Below are 15,192 nucleotides of genomic sequence, written 5' to 3'. Positions count from 1 at the left end.
TTATAATTCCTTTAATTTACTTAAATTTTTAAGTTGTTCTTTTACTTTTTACCCAGAAGTATGAACCTGGGATTGAAGCTATTATGAGCAGTAATCCGTAAAGAATACTCATAGCTAAAACTTTTGTCTCATCTGCTCCTACTAGCATAAAGATACCGACCATAGCACCTTCTCTTATTCCCCAGCCTGCAAGTGAGATAGGAACTATAGTAAGTAGAAATACTGGTGGAATCGCTATTAGAAAGGTTTGAAACGAAATATGAAAGTCGATGCTTAAAGCTAGTGCGTAAAGAGATAAAACTGTGAGAAGATGTACTCCGACAGAGATAGCAATATGTTTGTATAGAATAGTTCTGTCTGCATATAGATTGTTTAATCTTCTGGCTAGTCTGTGAAAAAGATCTAAGCCTTTGTACTTTGCTAAAAATTTTATTTTCTCAAGATGAAATAGAAGTGTAAATCCGCTTATCCCACCAATAGTGATAAGTATGATAAGAAGTGAAAACTCTTTGTCAAATGTCCCAAAGAAAATAATTGTTGCCAAAAGGTTTAAAACTAAAAGACCAACAAGTCCCACTACTCTATCCACAAAGACACCATAAAAAGCATCTTTTTTGTCATAACCTTTTTGAGTAAGGTCAATAATACGAACAGCATCTCCACCGATGCTACTAGGTAATACTTGATTGAAAAATGAAGCTTTAAAGTAACTTTTTACATAGTAAGAGACACTTTCGTTAAAAACTAGAAGTTTCATGATAAGTCGCCATCTGTAGGCTGCAACGTATGTACTTCCAAGCTGGAAGAGAAGGGCAATAAGGATTGTTCCGCCATGGCTTTTAGCAAGAATAGCTATTAGGTTCTGAAAATCTACATATTGAAATAGAAAATAAAACATAACAATAGTTATAATCAATTTAATTGTATTTTTCATCTTTTACCGTATTTTAAATTAGTGTGATTTTAACCAAAATAGTATTAATGTTTTATTTGACATTGGCAACTCTATAGATATATAGAGTTTTTGTCTTTGTAATACCTTTTTTAACTGTGATAGTATCAATGAGTTTTACATCACTATATTTAGCTTCTAAGTTTTTTTGCTCAGGGTCTCTTGTAAGAACTAAACCATCCTTTAAAAACTCTTTTTCTCTCCACATATCATACTGTGAAAATCTACTTGGAACTGCTAAGTCAGTCTCTGGATGACCTTTTAGATAAAACTTTAAATATGCGACAATAGTTAAGTGATCACCGTAAAAACTGTCACCTTCTTTAGCATGTGTCTGAAGAAGTTGGACTGCTTCTCTGTTGCCATACATCCTATCTTGAACAATCTCTAGGTAAAAGAGAAATGCAAAACGACCTATAATAGTTAAAATTATAGCTATAACCAGACCGACTTTAAATGTTTTTATAAGTTTATAGTGCTCGAAGAGATAAGCAGTGATTATTGCTCCAGCTACATAAGCAGGAGCAGTGTAGTTCAGCTCCATTCTTGTAAATAGACTTTTATAGAAAAAAAACAGTAAAACTACAACAGTGCTGAGAGATAGAAAGAGAAGTTTGTCATCTTTGTAAAAAAGTCTGTCTTTTATTAAAAAGTAAAACAAAACTCCAGCGAATACTGGGGAGAAAGTGCCAAATTGACCACCAAGAAACTCAAAAAAGTAATCTGTATCTATTTCAAATGTATCTGTTGAACCATGTCCAAGCTGAAAGACAAAACTAATCCAATCGTGTTGATAATTCCACCAAAGCATCGGAGAAATCACAATAAGAGATAAAATAATTGCCAAATAAAAATTTGCACTCAGTAAAATATCTCTTCTCTTTAAAAGTATAAAAAGCAATAAACTAAAAACAAATAAAATAGCTGTATATTTACTCAGCATCATAAGCCCAAGCATGATTCCAGTAAGCGCATAATCAATAGTTTTCCCATAAAATATTGCTTTGTAAGAGTAGTATAGGGTAATAGAATAAAATAGAATAAGCGGTGAATCTGGTGTGGTTATGATGTAACCGGCATGAACTAATATTACACTCGAAAATATAAGTACCGAATTTAATGCAATTTTTTCATCAAATATTTCAGATGTGAGTCTAAAAATATATACAGCTGAGACACTTAAAGAAAAGACATTAACAAGTCGTACTCCCCATTCTGCTTGAGATATAAAATTTGTAAGATAGATCATATAAGCTATAAAAGGAGGGTGGTCGTAGTATCCGGCTTGAAGATGATGACTCCACATCCAATAGTATGCTTCATCTCCGTGAAGCGGCAAAAAAGCATTGTAGATTGCGGAGAAAAAAGCCATGGCTATTATGAGAATATAAGCATTTCTTTTTGGTTGTTTGTACAAAAGTTCTAACATATCTTATCTTCCCCTAATATTTGTGTAATTGTACTGTTTTAATATTCATTATTCAATGAATTTCTCTGGATATGATAGCTGTATAATATAATTTGTGGTATTATAAGCTCAATATTTAGTCTTTAAGGTATTTGAATGGATTTAGGTACGGTTGTTGGTATAGTTCTGATTTTAGCTCTTCTTCTTGGTGCTATGTCAATGGGTGTTGGTGTCGGTGCATACATCGATATTCCATCTGTTTTAATTGTTGTTGGTGGTAGTATTGGTGCCTTGATGGTGTCATATAAACCAACACAAATGAAATCTTTTACTAAAATTTTTATGGTAGCTATAAAGCCAACTATAGAAGATGAAGTTGAGCTTATTAAGAAGCTTGTAGATTTCGCTACAAAGGCTAGAAAAGATGGTATCTTGGCTCTAGAGAGTGAAGTTAATTCTGAACCAAATGAGTTTTTAAAAAAGGGTCTTTCCATGGCGATTGATGGAAGTGAACCTGATACAATTCGTGAACTTTTAGAGATAGATATGGAGCAGACAAGTGAGCGCCATAAGATAAACGGTTCTATCTTTAGTAACTGGGCGGCCCTTGCAGGTGCTATGGGTATGGTTGGTACACTAATCGGTCTTGTTGCGATGCTTTTAAACATGGCTGATCCATCAGCAATTGGTCCATCAATGGCAGTTGCCTTACTAACCACGATGTATGGTGCGATTATCGGTAATGTTTTTGGTACACCAATAGCTATAATTCTTGGTATCAGAAACGATGAAGAAACTTTAGTAAAAGAGATGATTTTATCTGGGATTATGTCTATACAATCAGGAGATGCTCCAAGGGTACTTGAAGCTAAATTGCTTGCTTATTTAGCTCCTAAAGATCGTGTGAGTCAGTTTGACTAATGGGTAAGAAAAAATGTCCAGAGTGTGAAAGATGTCTGCCTGGTTGGCTAGCTGCCTTTGGGGACTTGATGTCTCTTCTTTTGTGTTTCTTCGTTTTACTCCTCTCGATGTCGAGTATGGATGCTAAAAAAATATCTGAAGCTATCGGTTCACTCTCTGGTGCGATGAGTGTTTTAGAAGGTGGAACAAAAACAGAAGTCTCTAAGCAGCGTATGCAACAATCAACTCCAATTGACTCTAATGATGAATCAAGTGAAGCTGTAAATAGAGTTGCTCAGGCTGTAATAGATGCAAATGAGATGATGGAAAAAGGTCATGGTCCGGCTATCTCTGTAGAAGAAGCACAAGAGGGATTTGTAATCGAGCTTCCAGCCTCACTTCTGTTTAAGTCAGGAAGTGCAACTATTGAAAATGAGGATGCACTTCTTTTTCTTAAAAGGGTTGCCCTTATTGTAGAAGAGTTACCAAATAGTATGCAAGTAAGTGTTCAGGGTCATACAGATAACCAAGGTCCTGGTAATAACAGTGTCTTTAAAGATAACTGGGAATTATCTTCTGCTAGAGCAATTTCTGTACTTCAAGAGCTACTGCTTGATAGTGTTGACCCAAAAAGAATCAGTGCTTCAGGGTTTGCTGAGTATAAACCTTTGGCCACAAATGTTACAGAAGCAGGACGAGAGAAAAACCGTAGAGTCGAGTTGCATTTCTATGGAAGTAAATCAGACCAAGAGGCGAAGATTAAACGTTCTGTCTTAGATAAGGCAACTGCTAAATAATGTTAAGACTTCTAATTGTAATATTGGCTTTTGTTTCCATTTTAGGAGCAGAAGCCGTAACTATTCCTACTATGAACTTTGCTCTTTCAGCTCCGGATACTCCGCAACAACTAGTATCTTCACTAAATGTTTTAGTTGTTTTAACACTTCTATTTTTAGCTCCAAGTATGGTGCTTGTTATGACAACATTTACCAGATTTGTCATAGTATTTGGTTTTTTAAGACAAGCTCTTGGAACTCAGCAAGTACCGCCAACACAGCTTCTTGTAATGTTAGCAATGATCTTAACATTTTTTGTGATGGAACCAATCGGTCAAAAAGCCTATGATAATGGTATAAAGCCATATATAGAAGAGAAGATAGGTTATGAAGAGGCATTTGAAAAAAGCACTCTGCCTTTTAAAAATTTTATGATTAGAAATACAAGAGAGAAAGATTTAGCACTATTTTTTAGAATAAGAGGAATGGAAAATCCGGCAACAGTTTCTGATGTTCCTCTATCTGTGATAATCCCATCTTTTGTAATCAGTGAGTTAAAAACCGCCTTTGAGATAGGTTTTTTACTCTTTTTACCATTTTTGGTTATTGATATGGTTGTAGCATCTATCCTAATGTCTATGGGTATGATGATGCTCCCTCCTGTAATGATTTCTCTGCCCTTTAAGATACTTGTTTTTGTGCTTATTGATGGATGGAGCTTACTCATCGGTAACCTCATAGCAACAATAAAGTAGGATAGATAATAGAATGAACTGTAAATATTTCGGAGAATGTGGCGCTTGTAGAGTTTATGAAAATGGCTATGAGGGACAACTTAGTGACAAATTAGAGCTAAATAGAGATAGGTTTACCCCTTTTTATACTAAAAATATTTCAGTTTTTAAATCACCTGACTCTCATTATCGTTCAAGAAGCGAGTTTAAAATCTGGCATATTGAAGATGAGATTCACTATGGAATGAACCACTTGGAGCACAAAGGTGTGGTCTTAGTTGACGATTGTCCTCAAGTTAATGCGTTTATCCATACTTTAATGCCAAAGCTATTAGTTAGTATTAAAGATAAAGGGATATGTTTTAAACTATTTGGTGCAGACTTTTTAAGTTCTAGCAGAGGAGAAATGGTTGTTTCACTTATCTACCATAGAAAACTAGACCAAGAGTGGCAAGACAAAGCGACAGAGATAGCTAAAGAGCTTGGAATCTACATCATAGGTAGAAGTCGTAAACAAAAGCTTGTTATCGGACAGGACTACATTACAGAGAGTCTAAATATTGATGAAAAAATATATAGATTTAAATACATAGAAAACAGTTTTACTCAGCCAAACTCTAAAGTAAACGAGCAGATGATATCTTGGGCTTTGAAAAGTTTGTCTGATTGTGGCGGAGATTTGTTAGAACTCTACTGTGGTGCCGGTAATTTTACTATACCATTTGCAAAAAAATTCAACAAGGTCTTGGCCACTGAAATCTCTAAACCATCTATTAATGCTGCAAAAGAGAATATGCTTTTAAATGATGTAGAGAATATAGAATTTGTGCGTATGAGTGTTGAAGAATTTGTTCAGGCACTTGATGGTGAGAAAGAATTTCGTCGTATGAATGAGATAGATATAGATGCCTATAATATAAATACTATTTTTGTTGATCCTCCTAGAAGTGGAATGGATGATGCATCATGCAGGTTTGCATCTAGACATGATAATATTTTATATATTTCATGTAATCCAGAAACTCTAGTTAGAGATTTAAAGATTTTGAGTGAAACTCATGATGTGGTTGATATGGCTCTGTTTGATCAATTCCCATATACCCACCATGTTGAGATGGGTGTTAAACTAATTAAGAGGTAGATGATATGAAAGCTTTTTTAATTACACTATTGTTAGTTTCATTTTTACAAGCAGATGAGATGAAAAGAATAGAGTCAATTGTTCAAGACATTACTAAGCTTCGTGCACAGTATGAAGAGTGTAAAAATAATTTAAACGCTAAAGAGACTTTAAAAGCAGAAGTAGCTAAACCTGAAAATAATGTTCTCGAAAGAAGTGAATATCAAAAAGAATTAAAAACTCAAAGACAAAAAAATATTATTTTAATAGCTGAAGTGGATTATCTTACAGAGTCATCAGCAAATAATGAAAAAATGATAAAAAAATATGAAAAACTCTTAAAAACCAAAGAGAATGAAATATTAGCTTTGAAAAAAAAGCTTAATAGTAATAAAAAAACAGCTCCTAAAAAGACAAAACCTGCTGAAATATGCGTTAAAGATATAGATGACAATCCTTTTCCAAAGTTAATGCCAAAAGAAAATGCACCAATAATAGAAGAAATTGAAATTACAAAAGCAAATACATTTCGCTTGAATGATGATAGTCAAATATATGATTCACCAAATGGAAAGAAGATAGACTCATGGACAATGAACACTTCTTTTACATCAAATAGAAAAACAAAAAACTGGGTAAAAATCACAGGATATTTTACAGATAAAAAATGGAAAAAGGCTCAACAAGAGATGTGGGTTAAACACTCTCAAGTTAGTAAAAAATAAGGATAAATATGAAAATGTTTATAAATATAGTTACATCTGCTTTTCTTGTTATAACTGTTTTTACTGCTTGTTCTGTAACATCTCCGCAAGCAAAAAAAGTGATTTGTACTAAAGACAACATAAATGAGTGCAAACAAGAAGATAAGCTTTACTCTGTACAAAATAGCCCAGAATTAATTAGATATATTAATAAGCCTAATCAAGAAGTTCAATTAGCAGCAGTAAGTAAAGATGCAAAACTAATCAGATTTATCCAAAAGCCGAATAAAGAAGTTCAAATAACAGCTCTTAAGCAAGACCCGTCTGTAATAGAATTTATTAAAAATCCATCAAAAGAAGCTCTGCGTTACTGATATGTATTGAAAACGTTTTTCATTTTATCTACGAAGTTGCTTTTCTCTTGTGGCAGAAGTAGCTCTCTTGCTTTTTTTCTTCTCCCAAGTCTTAGCTGTAAATGTTTTTTAAGAGCTTGAAGCTTTTCTGGGCGAATTAATATTTCATCGTCTTTCACTTTAGTTCTCTTTCTTGTTTAAATAGTTCATCAGCTCTTTTACAGCATCTTCGCTTTTAATACGAAATTTGATCTCTATTCTTCTAGAAGCATCTTTATCTTCTTTTTTATTTGCATCTAAAATAGGCTCAGCAAACGAACGACCACTTGCACTTAGATATTTTTTAAATAGCTCTCTATTATTTGGATACTGTGTATACAAAAATTCCATTACAGCTAATGCTCTTCGTTGAGATAGGTCTAAGTTGAAAAGATATGAGCCGTCTGAATTTGTATGACCTTCTATAGTGATTAAATCAACATAGCGACGCATTTTGGGATCATTAAGCAGTACATCTATATATTTACCTAAGATACGACTAAGTTCCTTTTTAGCGCTTGGTTTGAGCTCTGCTTCACCCTGAGTAAAAAGAATGTTAGATGAGAAACGCAATGCTCCTGTCTGTGGATCTATTTCAATAGAGTTGCCAAGCTTTTTCTTAAGTCTTTGAACAACTGAGATTTTAATACCTGTTAAATTTTTGATCTTTATCTTTGTAATATTTAAATCTTCTATAACTCTTTGGTAGTCTCTTGATTTTAGTAAAAGAGCTTTTTCCAGTTGAGCTATCTCTTCATCTCTGATTTTTATAAAACTACTATCTAGTTCATGTCTTGCATTTGCACTTTGAACAAAGGATTGAAGCTGTGTTATCTCTGTCTTTGTTCCTTCTACTTCTTTGTGCAGAATGTCTATTTTATATCTTAACATATTTGCATCTTCTTCATTTTCAAGAAGCAACTCTTTTAGAAGTTGCATTTCTTTTTCACTAAGTGTCAGCTTAGAAGCTTTTGTCTTTATATCTAGATTAAGTATGGAGACTTCATTCTTTAACTCATCTGTCTCACTCTTTAACATGCTTATCTGCATGCTAAGTCTCATGTTCTCTTCTCTAGATGCTTGAAGTTTACTAACTAATTCACGAAGTTTTTTCTTTTTCTCAAAGAGCTGAGATTCACTCAATTCTAAAGCACTCTTTTCTTTTTCCAGATTTAGGCGGATTGTCTGTAAGTCACTCTGCATAAGTAAAGTTTTAACTACTATGGCGCCTACTACAAGTATAAAAACAAATAGTAGTCCTGCCATTAAGTCGGCGTAAGATATCCAGAAGTTTTGACTCTCGTTTTTATCTTGTTTTAGCATTGAAGACTAGTTGCCATCTGATTTAAGCTGAGAAATTTGTGAAACTATAGTTGCAGTCTCAGAATCAATCAATTTAAGTGTATTTTTAAGTTTATTTAAAAATTTATCGTCAAACTGATTTATTCTATCATCAAAAGAGGATCCAATTTGGTCTATTTCTTTTTTCATTGATTCTATGTTGTTAATTACACCACTGTATAAATTCTGAACATTTTGTACATTAATATTTGAAAGAGCTTCATTAAGTTTAACACTGTTCTCGCTTAGGACTTCGGCTATCATTACTGCTCTGGAAAACTCTGATGAGAGAGCATTATGAGCTTTGTCTAAAGAGTTGTGTTGATTGTTTACGCTTGCTGCAAAGTTTTCAAACTTATCAATAGTAGTTTGAAACACTAAAGCTATCTCTTTTTGCTGGTTCGCAATAGTCTCCAATCTAAGAGCGCCGTCTTCTAAAAGTTTTGAAACTTTACCTGTAGCTTTTTGCTCGTGTTCTATTATCTGTTCAAATATATTCATTCTTTGAGCCAATGCTTTATTTAAATTTTCAACAAAGGCTCCAGATGCAAAGGTATCAAATACGCTGTTTAGCTTCTCGAAGTTTTCCATGCTTTTTCTAAAGTATGTCTGTTCAATCTCTTCTTTTTGCCAAAAATAATCATGAGTTGCTTCTTTTATAATGTTTGAGTCTTTTTGAAAACGACTCAGTCCGCTCTTTTCAAAAAATATCCACCATATTGATAAAAAGATACCATAAATAGAAACGTAAAATGCAGTACCAACACCGCCAAGAAGTTTTGAGATCTCCTCTTCAAGAACCTGAGAAGTCTGTGAAGAGAAGTCTGGCATCGATATAGCGATACTTATAAATGTTCCTAATATACCTAGAGTAGGGAATATACCAGCTGCAATAGAAGAGAAGTTTTCATTTCTCATTTTTTTAGCTTCTTCATTTAAAAAATCATCAAGAGGAGCATTTGCTTTTTCTATGCCGGCAATAGAGAGTAGATTTTTGTTTATGTATTTTAGCAGATTAGCTTTTACTTCATCAAAATTTCTTCTAAGTTTACAAGCTGCATAATACGCATTATGTTTCATAAAAAAAATATATATAATAAATATAGCACCTATCATTAAAACACTATGTATTTCTACGTGAAAATTGATCAGTTTTAAGTAACCTGCAATTGCAAATAAAAAGAGAAAGATTGGAATTGAGAGTAGCCATAGTAAACGTAGAGAACAGCCTCGGCCTTTTCCTAAGACGATAGATAAACTTGTAAACTGTTCTTGCGGTGTCATATAGTTCTTCCTAGTTGTAGTATATAATTTTTTATTGATGGTATTATAGCACTCTTAGCGGAAGACTCTATCGCAATCTTTTTCTATTGCTCCTGGAATTGTTGCAATTGTCATAAATTCCGACATTGAAAGCATAGGATACATTACTGCTATGTAATACTTAGGTGCAAGTATCTTTGCTGTGTTGTTTTCAATTAAAACAGGGTATGGTAGTAGTCCACTGTTTTGGTAACCTGTTTTTTTAACAAATTTACTTGTTCTGCTTGATAGTTCCACACCAATTATTACAGAACCATTGTCTAGGTGATGTTCATATACGATTTTTTTAGATTTCTTAGCTTTTTCTAGTAAGAGTTTATTCTCTCCAACAGCAATCTTAGTCATATCTTGATAGTAAGGCATGTTTTTCATAAATTGGTATCTTTCTAATCTGGAAAATTTAACTATGTCTTTTGAATTTTTTAAATCCTTAAATACAGAATGTATGTTATCTAAAGTCTCTTTGGCAACTTTTTCGTTATATTCATCTTGCATGAATGCTTTCATAACATATAGTGGATTCGAGATACTGATTTGAGAGTTTGACTTATCAATTAAAACTCTAAGTGAACCGGCAAAACCGCGCATGTCTTTTGAAGCTATTTTTGTTATTTCTTCATTTGTAAAAACGATAGATGTAAGTTCACCTTTTTTATCTATTTTATATTCAGAGAGTACTTTAAACCCAGCATCTTGTAGTTTTTTTATTAACTCATCTTTTGGAATTAAGGTACTCTGTAGATAAGCAGAAACTCTAGAGTTATTGACTTCTCCAACTTTAACATCTTTAAAAACTTGACTGCTCTCTTGTTTATTATAGTTTGGTGGAATTCTATGGCTAGAACCTATGGCACTTCTTTTTTTAGGACGCTCTTCTAGTTCAGGATTATTACTATATGCAGTTCCACCTACTGTAACAACGTTTACACTAGGAACTTTTGCCAGTACTTTTGGGACTTCAGGTACTTTTACAGTAATAGTTTCGTTTTGATTTGCGTTTAGGTTTGATAAGTTAAGACATATAAGCGTAGATGCGAGGATTATTTTAGTGGAGTTTATTTTCATTGTGGTCCTTGGTATAAATTTATTTGTGAAATAAAAACAAAATTTTGCTTCACAGATAAATATATCTATCTATAAAAACAAGAGAGAACTAATTCTCTCTTGTCGTAAAAGAATCTATTTTTTAGAATCTTTAAATTTTTTGTAATCTGCATACTCTTTATCACTTAAAGAGTGTGTTGCATCACTTGCATTGTCAGTAGCACTTACAGATGATTTTCTTGCATCGTTAGATACAGTTTTAGTAGAATCATTTGCATTCTCAGTAGCACTTACAGATGATCTTCTTGCATCATTAGATACAGTTTTAGTAGAATCATTTGCATTGTCAGTAGCACTTACAGATGATTTTCTTGCATCGTTAGATACAGTTTTAGTTGAATCATTGAAGTTGTTTGAAGTAGTCTTCGTTGAATCATTTGCATTGTTAGAGATAGTTTTCGTTGAATCATTGAAGTTATTTGAAGTAGTCTTCGTTGAATCATTTAGGTTGTTTGAAGTAGTCTTAGTAGAGTCATTCAAATTATTTGAAGTAGTCTCTGTTGAACTTCTAAGATCATTAGATAAAGTCTTAGTAGAATCATTGAAGTTGTTTGAAGTAGTCTTCGTTGAGTCATTTAAGTTATTCGAAGTAGTCTTAGTAGAATCATTCAAATTGTTTGAAGTAGTCTTAGTAGAATCATTCAAGTTATTTGAAGTAGTTTTAGCAGAATCATTCAAATTGTTTGAAGTAGTTTCTGTTGAACTTCTAAGGTCGTTAGAGATAGTCTTAGTTGAGTCATTCATGTTGTTTGATGTAGTTTTAGTTGCATCATTTGCATCATGAGAAACTGCTACTGTAGAATCTTTAAAATCTTTTGTAGCCATAGTAGTGCTGTCTTTAAAATCACGACTTGTATTAGAGATACTGTCTTTTGAATCTTCAGCAAGCTCAATTGTGCTGTCACGTACATCGCGGCTTACGCTTGTAGTAGAAACTTCACCACTTTTTACAGTTGCTATTTCACTTGTTTTAAGATCATCAGAAACTTTAACAGCTGTGTCACGAGCATCGTGACCTAGACTAGTAGCAGTTCTTTCCCCACTCTTACTAATTTCAACCCCTCCATCTTTCATTGAATCAGCTGTGTCACGAGCATCATGACTCATCGTTGTTGTAGCTTCTTTCATGTCCTTGAACATGTCCCCAAAACTAAAATCCCCTGCCGAAGCCGATGTTGTTAATAAACCTAAAACGATACTACTCATTACAATTGTTTTCTTCATGTACACTCCTTATTTTTACTATCTATCTCAATATGTTTATTGATATCACATTTGTGTGATAAATAGTGTGTTACATCACAACTATAACCCTTAAAAGCTAAAGTGTAACTTAAATTCACATATAATTATTTTTTATATTTTTGATTTTTTTTATATTAAAAACCCTTATGTAGCCCTATAATACTAGCTTATAAAGAGTTGTGATGTTTTTTATGCAAAAATATTATGATGTCCTTTTAATGTCCTGAAATGTGATGTTGTATAAGGTTTTTTTGTGACAAACTTGTGACAAAATTAAAATTTTAAATATTTATAAAAAATGTTACATAAATAAATATTTTAGTTATACTCTAGGTAGGATAAAGAAATTTAAATAAAAGGTTGGTAAATGAAAAAAATATCTATAGCACTATTATTAGGGACTGCGCTTTTTGCTGGAGTATATACAAAACAAGATCGCATAAAAGATATGCAAACAATGGCAGAAGCAATGTCGACTATAGAGACTGGTTTTTTTTATAACAATAATGATATAGTTCAAAATGGTGCATTAGCACTTTCAGACGCAATTAGAAGAGTTCAGCCTCCTCTTGAAGAAATTGAAGAAAAAGACCCTATGGCTAGATATATGAATAATAAAGTTGTATTTAGTAATAAGATAGTTAAGAACATAGATATAAAAGCAAAAACAATAATAGAAAGATTTGCTAAGGGAGATGTTCAAGCATCTGTTCAAGCCTATACAAAAATAATGAAGCAGTGCATGAAATGCCATCATGAAATTAGAGAGTGGTAAGATAGGTTGGGATTTAAATATTGAAAAAAATTAGTTTAACCATTTTATTTCTACTTTTAGCAGAGTTGTCAGCCTTTGAGTTGCCAGTAACAGGTACAGTGGTTTCTTACAACCAAAAAATGGTTGGTGCAAGGTATATGGGATATATTAAGCACATCTATTTTGATATTGGGGATAGAGTTGAGAGAGAGGATACTCTTTTTGAGATGGAATCTGCAGAATTTGATATTTTAAAGTCTCAGGCTGATTTGGCACTAGAACAAGCAAACTCTATTGTAAATATGTATCAAACTCGCATTAATACTATCAACAGAGAAAAGAAGCTACTTAAAAAGCAGGGTATGTTTAACTCACAAGATATGCAAAACCTTGATATAACTGCGGATAATGTTCAAGCTGGACTTGCATCTGCTCAAGTACTGGTAAAAAATGCTGCATCAAAAATTAAACAAGTGGCAACCGTTACAGGTTATTTAGAAATTAAAGCACCAAATAGCGGGATTATAGTTGAGAAAAGAATTCGTGTAGGCGATTTAGTAGCTCCTGGAATGCTTGGAATGATTATAGTAGACTTAGATCACTTGCAGATAGAAGGCGAAGTTGCTGAGTCAGATTTAAAATACGTGAATAAATTTCAAAAAGTAAAGATTGATATTCCTTCAATCAGCTATAGAGACACAGGTTATGTAAAATCGATAGTTCCCAGTGCAAATCCTATGGCACATACATTTAAAATCATTATTAATTTTGAAAAGAAGAGTGATAAAATATTTCCAGGTATGTACGCAAAAATTTTAATCGACATAGATGAAAAATACTATACAAGGGACTAGCCAATATGTCGGATAGTTACAAAAGTAAAAATATAGCTGGATATTTAGCTCAAGCATTTCTAAATAACCCCTTGACAATGATATTCGCAGTTTCAATCATACTGCTTGGATATATCACGCTTAATATTGCTCCTAGAGAAGAAGATCCACAAATAGAAGTTAGTGGTGGTTCTATTATTGTTATGATACCCGGCGCATCTCCAGAAGCAATTACGAATGTTGTAATAAAACCACTTGAGAGAAGAATCCGTGAGATAAAGGGTGTTGAGCACATTTATGGCACAGCTATGAATAATGTGGGAATGATAAATGTGCAGTATCTTATAGGTGAAAATCGTGAAGATTCTAATCTAAAGCTATATGATAAAGTTATGCAAAACATGGATACGCTTCCACAAGGTGTAAATTTACCATTAGTTAAGCCATTTGATATAGATATTGATATTCCAGTTGTTACAGTTGCTTTTTATCAAAAAAACTCTCGTAAGCCAAGCACACTAAAGCAGTACCATTTAGTAAGAGAAGTCCAACAAGAAATAAATGCAATTGATAATGTTTCTAAGAGTACTTTAAAAGGTATCCATCAACCACAGTTTAATATTAAAGTTGATTTAGACAGGTTGTCTTCTTTTCATCTGTCTTTAGGTCAGATTGCAGCTTCTGTTAAAGCGATAGCTAATAATGCTCCAAATATAAATGCACCAACCAGTAATGAATCAATTATTGTTTTTGGTGTTAAAAATTCTATTGAAGATATTGAAGATCTTAAAAATCTAATCATTGCACAATATATGGGTTCTCCTATCTATTTAAAGCACGTTGCTCAGATTGAATATGGATATGATATTCAACACTTTCAAAACTCTCAAATAGTCACAAGAGATAATAATACTACATTTGATGATCCAATTCAGCAAGTTACACTAACTGTATCAAAATTAAAAGGTACTAATGCCGTTCATGTGGCAGGTGATGTTTTAAAACTTCTTGAAGATAAGGGTGATTATTTTGAAGAAGCTGGAATAGGTTATATAGTTACAAGAAATTATGGTGAGCGTGCAAATGAAGCTGTAAGTGAGTTGATGCATCACCTTATAATAACTATCGGGATTATAGGATTGATTCTTATCCCATTTCTTGGATGGAGAGAGTCGGCAGTTGTATCAATTGCTGTTCCAATGATTCTTGCGACTACACTATTTATTGCATATATGACAGACCAGACTATCAATAGAATCACGCTATTTGCATTTTTACTAAGTCTTGGTTTGATTGTTGATGATGCGATTATAGTTATAGAAAATATTCATAGAAGAATGCACTTAAAAGAGACAGCAGACCATAGTTTTGACAGAATCATAGTCGAAGCTACAGATGAGATTGGACCATCTACAAATATTGCAACTATTGCAATTATTTTAACAATGGTACCGATGGCATTTGTTGGTGGAATGATGGGTCAGTTTATGAAACCTATACCCCTCAATGTTCCTGTAGCTCTAGCTGTTTCACTATTTGTTGCCTATGTGTTTACCCCATTTCTGGCTAAGAAAATGATTAAACGTGCGAAAGGAACGCATTAATT

At 33.0% G+C, this 15,192-nt stretch carries 16 protein-coding genes; 9 read left to right on the top strand and 7 right to left on the bottom strand.

Annotation, left to right across the window (positions count from 1 at the left end; genetic code table 11):
* Nucleotides 1-28: 28 nt before the first annotated feature.
* Complete coding sequence (locus tag SMGD1_RS14085; RefSeq protein ID WP_081444051.1) at nt 29-934, bottom strand: lysylphosphatidylglycerol synthase transmembrane domain-containing protein; 906 nt, start codon at nt 932-934, stop codon at nt 29-31.
* 52 nt (nt 935-986) lie between these two features.
* Nucleotides 987-2,381, bottom strand: a complete 1,395-nt coding sequence (locus SMGD1_RS14080) for an ArnT family glycosyltransferase (RefSeq protein WP_008337433.1) — start codon at nt 2,379-2,381, stop codon at nt 987-989.
* Between the two features lie 135 nt (nt 2,382-2,516).
* Here SMGD1_RS14080 and SMGD1_RS14075 point away from each other — a divergent pair, with 135 nt between their 5' ends.
* Genes SMGD1_RS14075 through SMGD1_RS14050 form a run of 6 tightly spaced genes read left to right on the top strand, consistent with a single transcriptional unit; the run spans nt 2,517 to nt 6,968 of the window.
* Nucleotides 2,517-3,281 (top strand): motility protein A, encoded by a 765-nt coding sequence (locus SMGD1_RS14075; protein ID WP_008337255.1) that lies wholly within the window; start codon nt 2,517-2,519, stop codon nt 3,279-3,281.
* On the top strand, nt 3,281-4,057 hold the full coding sequence (locus SMGD1_RS14070) for an OmpA/MotB family protein (RefSeq protein WP_008341605.1): 777 nt from the start codon (nt 3,281-3,283) through the stop codon (nt 4,055-4,057). Before SMGD1_RS14075 ends, SMGD1_RS14070 begins: the two co-directional genes overlap by 1 nt.
* Nucleotides 4,057-4,791, top strand: coding sequence for a flagellar type III secretion system pore protein FliP (fliP, locus tag SMGD1_RS14065; protein WP_008337333.1), 735 nt, complete (start codon nt 4,057-4,059; stop codon nt 4,789-4,791). The genes SMGD1_RS14070 and fliP overlap by 1 nt, the downstream gene beginning before the upstream one ends.
* A gap of 13 nt (nt 4,792-4,804) precedes the next feature.
* A complete protein-coding gene (trmA, locus tag SMGD1_RS14060; RefSeq protein ID WP_008337164.1) occupies nt 4,805-5,911 on the top strand; it encodes a tRNA (uridine(54)-C5)-methyltransferase TrmA in 1,107 nt (368 codons plus the stop codon).
* A gap of 5 nt (nt 5,912-5,916) precedes the next feature.
* Complete coding sequence (locus tag SMGD1_RS14055; RefSeq protein WP_008337194.1) at nt 5,917-6,615, top strand: hypothetical protein; 699 nt, start codon at nt 5,917-5,919, stop codon at nt 6,613-6,615.
* An 8-nt stretch (nt 6,616-6,623) separates the two neighbouring features.
* Entirely contained in the window at nt 6,624-6,968 is a 345-nt protein-coding gene (locus tag SMGD1_RS14050) for a hypothetical protein (RefSeq protein WP_139064138.1), read from the top strand.
* Here SMGD1_RS14050 and SMGD1_RS14790 read toward each other — a convergent pair.
* The 5 genes from SMGD1_RS14790 to SMGD1_RS14030 form a co-directional block, all read right to left on the bottom strand.
* Nucleotides 6,962-7,126 carry a hypothetical protein gene (locus tag SMGD1_RS14790; protein ID WP_008341600.1) on the bottom strand — a complete coding sequence of 55 codons (165 nt, stop codon included), beginning with the start codon at nt 7,124-7,126 and terminating at the stop codon, nt 6,962-6,964. The two genes, SMGD1_RS14050 and SMGD1_RS14790, sit on opposite strands and share 7 nt — an antisense overlap.
* A gap of 1 nt (nt 7,127) precedes the next feature.
* Entirely contained in the window at nt 7,128-8,309 is a 1,182-nt protein-coding gene (locus SMGD1_RS14045; RefSeq protein WP_008337390.1) for an OmpA family protein, read from the bottom strand.
* A 6-nt stretch (nt 8,310-8,315) separates the two neighbouring features.
* The gene (locus SMGD1_RS14040; RefSeq protein WP_241761500.1) at nt 8,316-9,611 is read right to left on the bottom strand and encodes a MotA/TolQ/ExbB proton channel family protein; all 1,296 of its coding nucleotides are present in this window, start codon (nt 9,609-9,611) and stop codon (nt 8,316-8,318) included.
* A 54-nt stretch (nt 9,612-9,665) separates the two neighbouring features.
* The gene (locus tag SMGD1_RS14035; protein ID WP_008337230.1) at nt 9,666-10,715 is read right to left on the bottom strand and encodes a hypothetical protein; all 1,050 of its coding nucleotides are present in this window, start codon (nt 10,713-10,715) and stop codon (nt 9,666-9,668) included.
* 114 nt (nt 10,716-10,829) lie between these two features.
* Complete coding sequence (locus SMGD1_RS14030; protein ID WP_008337406.1) at nt 10,830-11,978, bottom strand: hypothetical protein; 1,149 nt, start codon at nt 11,976-11,978, stop codon at nt 10,830-10,832.
* Nucleotides 11,979-12,366: 388 nt separating this feature from the next.
* Here SMGD1_RS14030 and SMGD1_RS14025 point away from each other — a divergent pair, with 388 nt between their 5' ends.
* The 3 genes from SMGD1_RS14025 to SMGD1_RS15085 are packed head-to-tail and all read left to right on the top strand — an operon-like array spanning nt 12,367 to nt 15,190.
* Nucleotides 12,367-12,774 (top strand): hypothetical protein, encoded by a 408-nt coding sequence (locus tag SMGD1_RS14025; protein WP_008337572.1) that lies wholly within the window; start codon nt 12,367-12,369, stop codon nt 12,772-12,774.
* Between the two features lie 20 nt (nt 12,775-12,794).
* Nucleotides 12,795-13,607: an efflux RND transporter periplasmic adaptor subunit gene (locus tag SMGD1_RS14020; RefSeq protein WP_008337402.1), complete on the top strand. Its 813-nt coding sequence runs from the start codon at nt 12,795-12,797 to the stop codon at nt 13,605-13,607.
* 5 nt (nt 13,608-13,612) lie between these two features.
* Nucleotides 13,613-15,190 (top strand): efflux RND transporter permease subunit, encoded by a 1,578-nt coding sequence (locus SMGD1_RS15085; RefSeq protein WP_008337262.1) that lies wholly within the window; start codon nt 13,613-13,615, stop codon nt 15,188-15,190.
* Nucleotides 15,191-15,192: the final 2 nt, after the last annotated feature.

Source organism: Sulfurimonas gotlandica GD1 (genome assembly GCF_000242915.1).
Lineage (GTDB): Bacteria > Campylobacterota > Campylobacteria > Campylobacterales > Sulfurimonadaceae > Sulfurimonas > Sulfurimonas gotlandica.
Note: the sequence above shows the minus strand (reverse complement) of the source record. Positions and strands in the feature narration are given on the sequence as shown.

What these genes read in the sequence shown, in the direction of transcription:
- SMGD1_RS14075 (WP_008337255.1), top strand. Translation starts at nt 2,517, where the DNA reads ATGGATTTAGGTACGGTTGTTGGTATAGTTCTGATTTTAGCTCTTCTT.
- SMGD1_RS14055 (WP_008337194.1), top strand. Translation starts at nt 5,917, where the DNA reads ATGAAAGCTTTTTTAATTACACTATTGTTAGTTTCATTTTTACAAGCA.
- SMGD1_RS15085 (WP_008337262.1), top strand. Translation starts at nt 13,613, where the DNA reads ATGTCGGATAGTTACAAAAGTAAAAATATAGCTGGATATTTAGCTCAA.
- SMGD1_RS14040 (WP_241761500.1), bottom strand. Translation starts at nt 9,611, where the DNA reads ATGACACCGCAAGAACAGTTTACAAGTTTATCTATCGTCTTAGGAAAA.
- SMGD1_RS14085 (WP_081444051.1), bottom strand. Translation starts at nt 934, where the DNA reads ATGAAAAATACAATTAAATTGATTATAACTATTGTTATGTTTTATTTT.
- SMGD1_RS14080 (WP_008337433.1), bottom strand. Translation starts at nt 2,381, where the DNA reads ATGTTAGAACTTTTGTACAAACAACCAAAAAGAAATGCTTATATTCTC.
- fliP (WP_008337333.1), top strand. Translation starts at nt 4,057, where the DNA reads ATGTTAAGACTTCTAATTGTAATATTGGCTTTTGTTTCCATTTTAGGA.
- trmA (WP_008337164.1), top strand. Translation starts at nt 4,805, where the DNA reads ATGAACTGTAAATATTTCGGAGAATGTGGCGCTTGTAGAGTTTATGAA.
- SMGD1_RS14070 (WP_008341605.1), top strand. Translation starts at nt 3,281, where the DNA reads ATGGGTAAGAAAAAATGTCCAGAGTGTGAAAGATGTCTGCCTGGTTGG.
- SMGD1_RS14045 (WP_008337390.1), bottom strand. Translation starts at nt 8,309, where the DNA reads ATGCTAAAACAAGATAAAAACGAGAGTCAAAACTTCTGGATATCTTAC.
- SMGD1_RS14030 (WP_008337406.1), bottom strand. Translation starts at nt 11,978, where the DNA reads ATGAAGAAAACAATTGTAATGAGTAGTATCGTTTTAGGTTTATTAACA.
- SMGD1_RS14050 (WP_139064138.1), top strand. Translation starts at nt 6,624, where the DNA reads ATGAAAATGTTTATAAATATAGTTACATCTGCTTTTCTTGTTATAACT.
- SMGD1_RS14025 (WP_008337572.1), top strand. Translation starts at nt 12,367, where the DNA reads ATGAAAAAAATATCTATAGCACTATTATTAGGGACTGCGCTTTTTGCT.
- SMGD1_RS14035 (WP_008337230.1), bottom strand. Translation starts at nt 10,715, where the DNA reads ATGAAAATAAACTCCACTAAAATAATCCTCGCATCTACGCTTATATGT.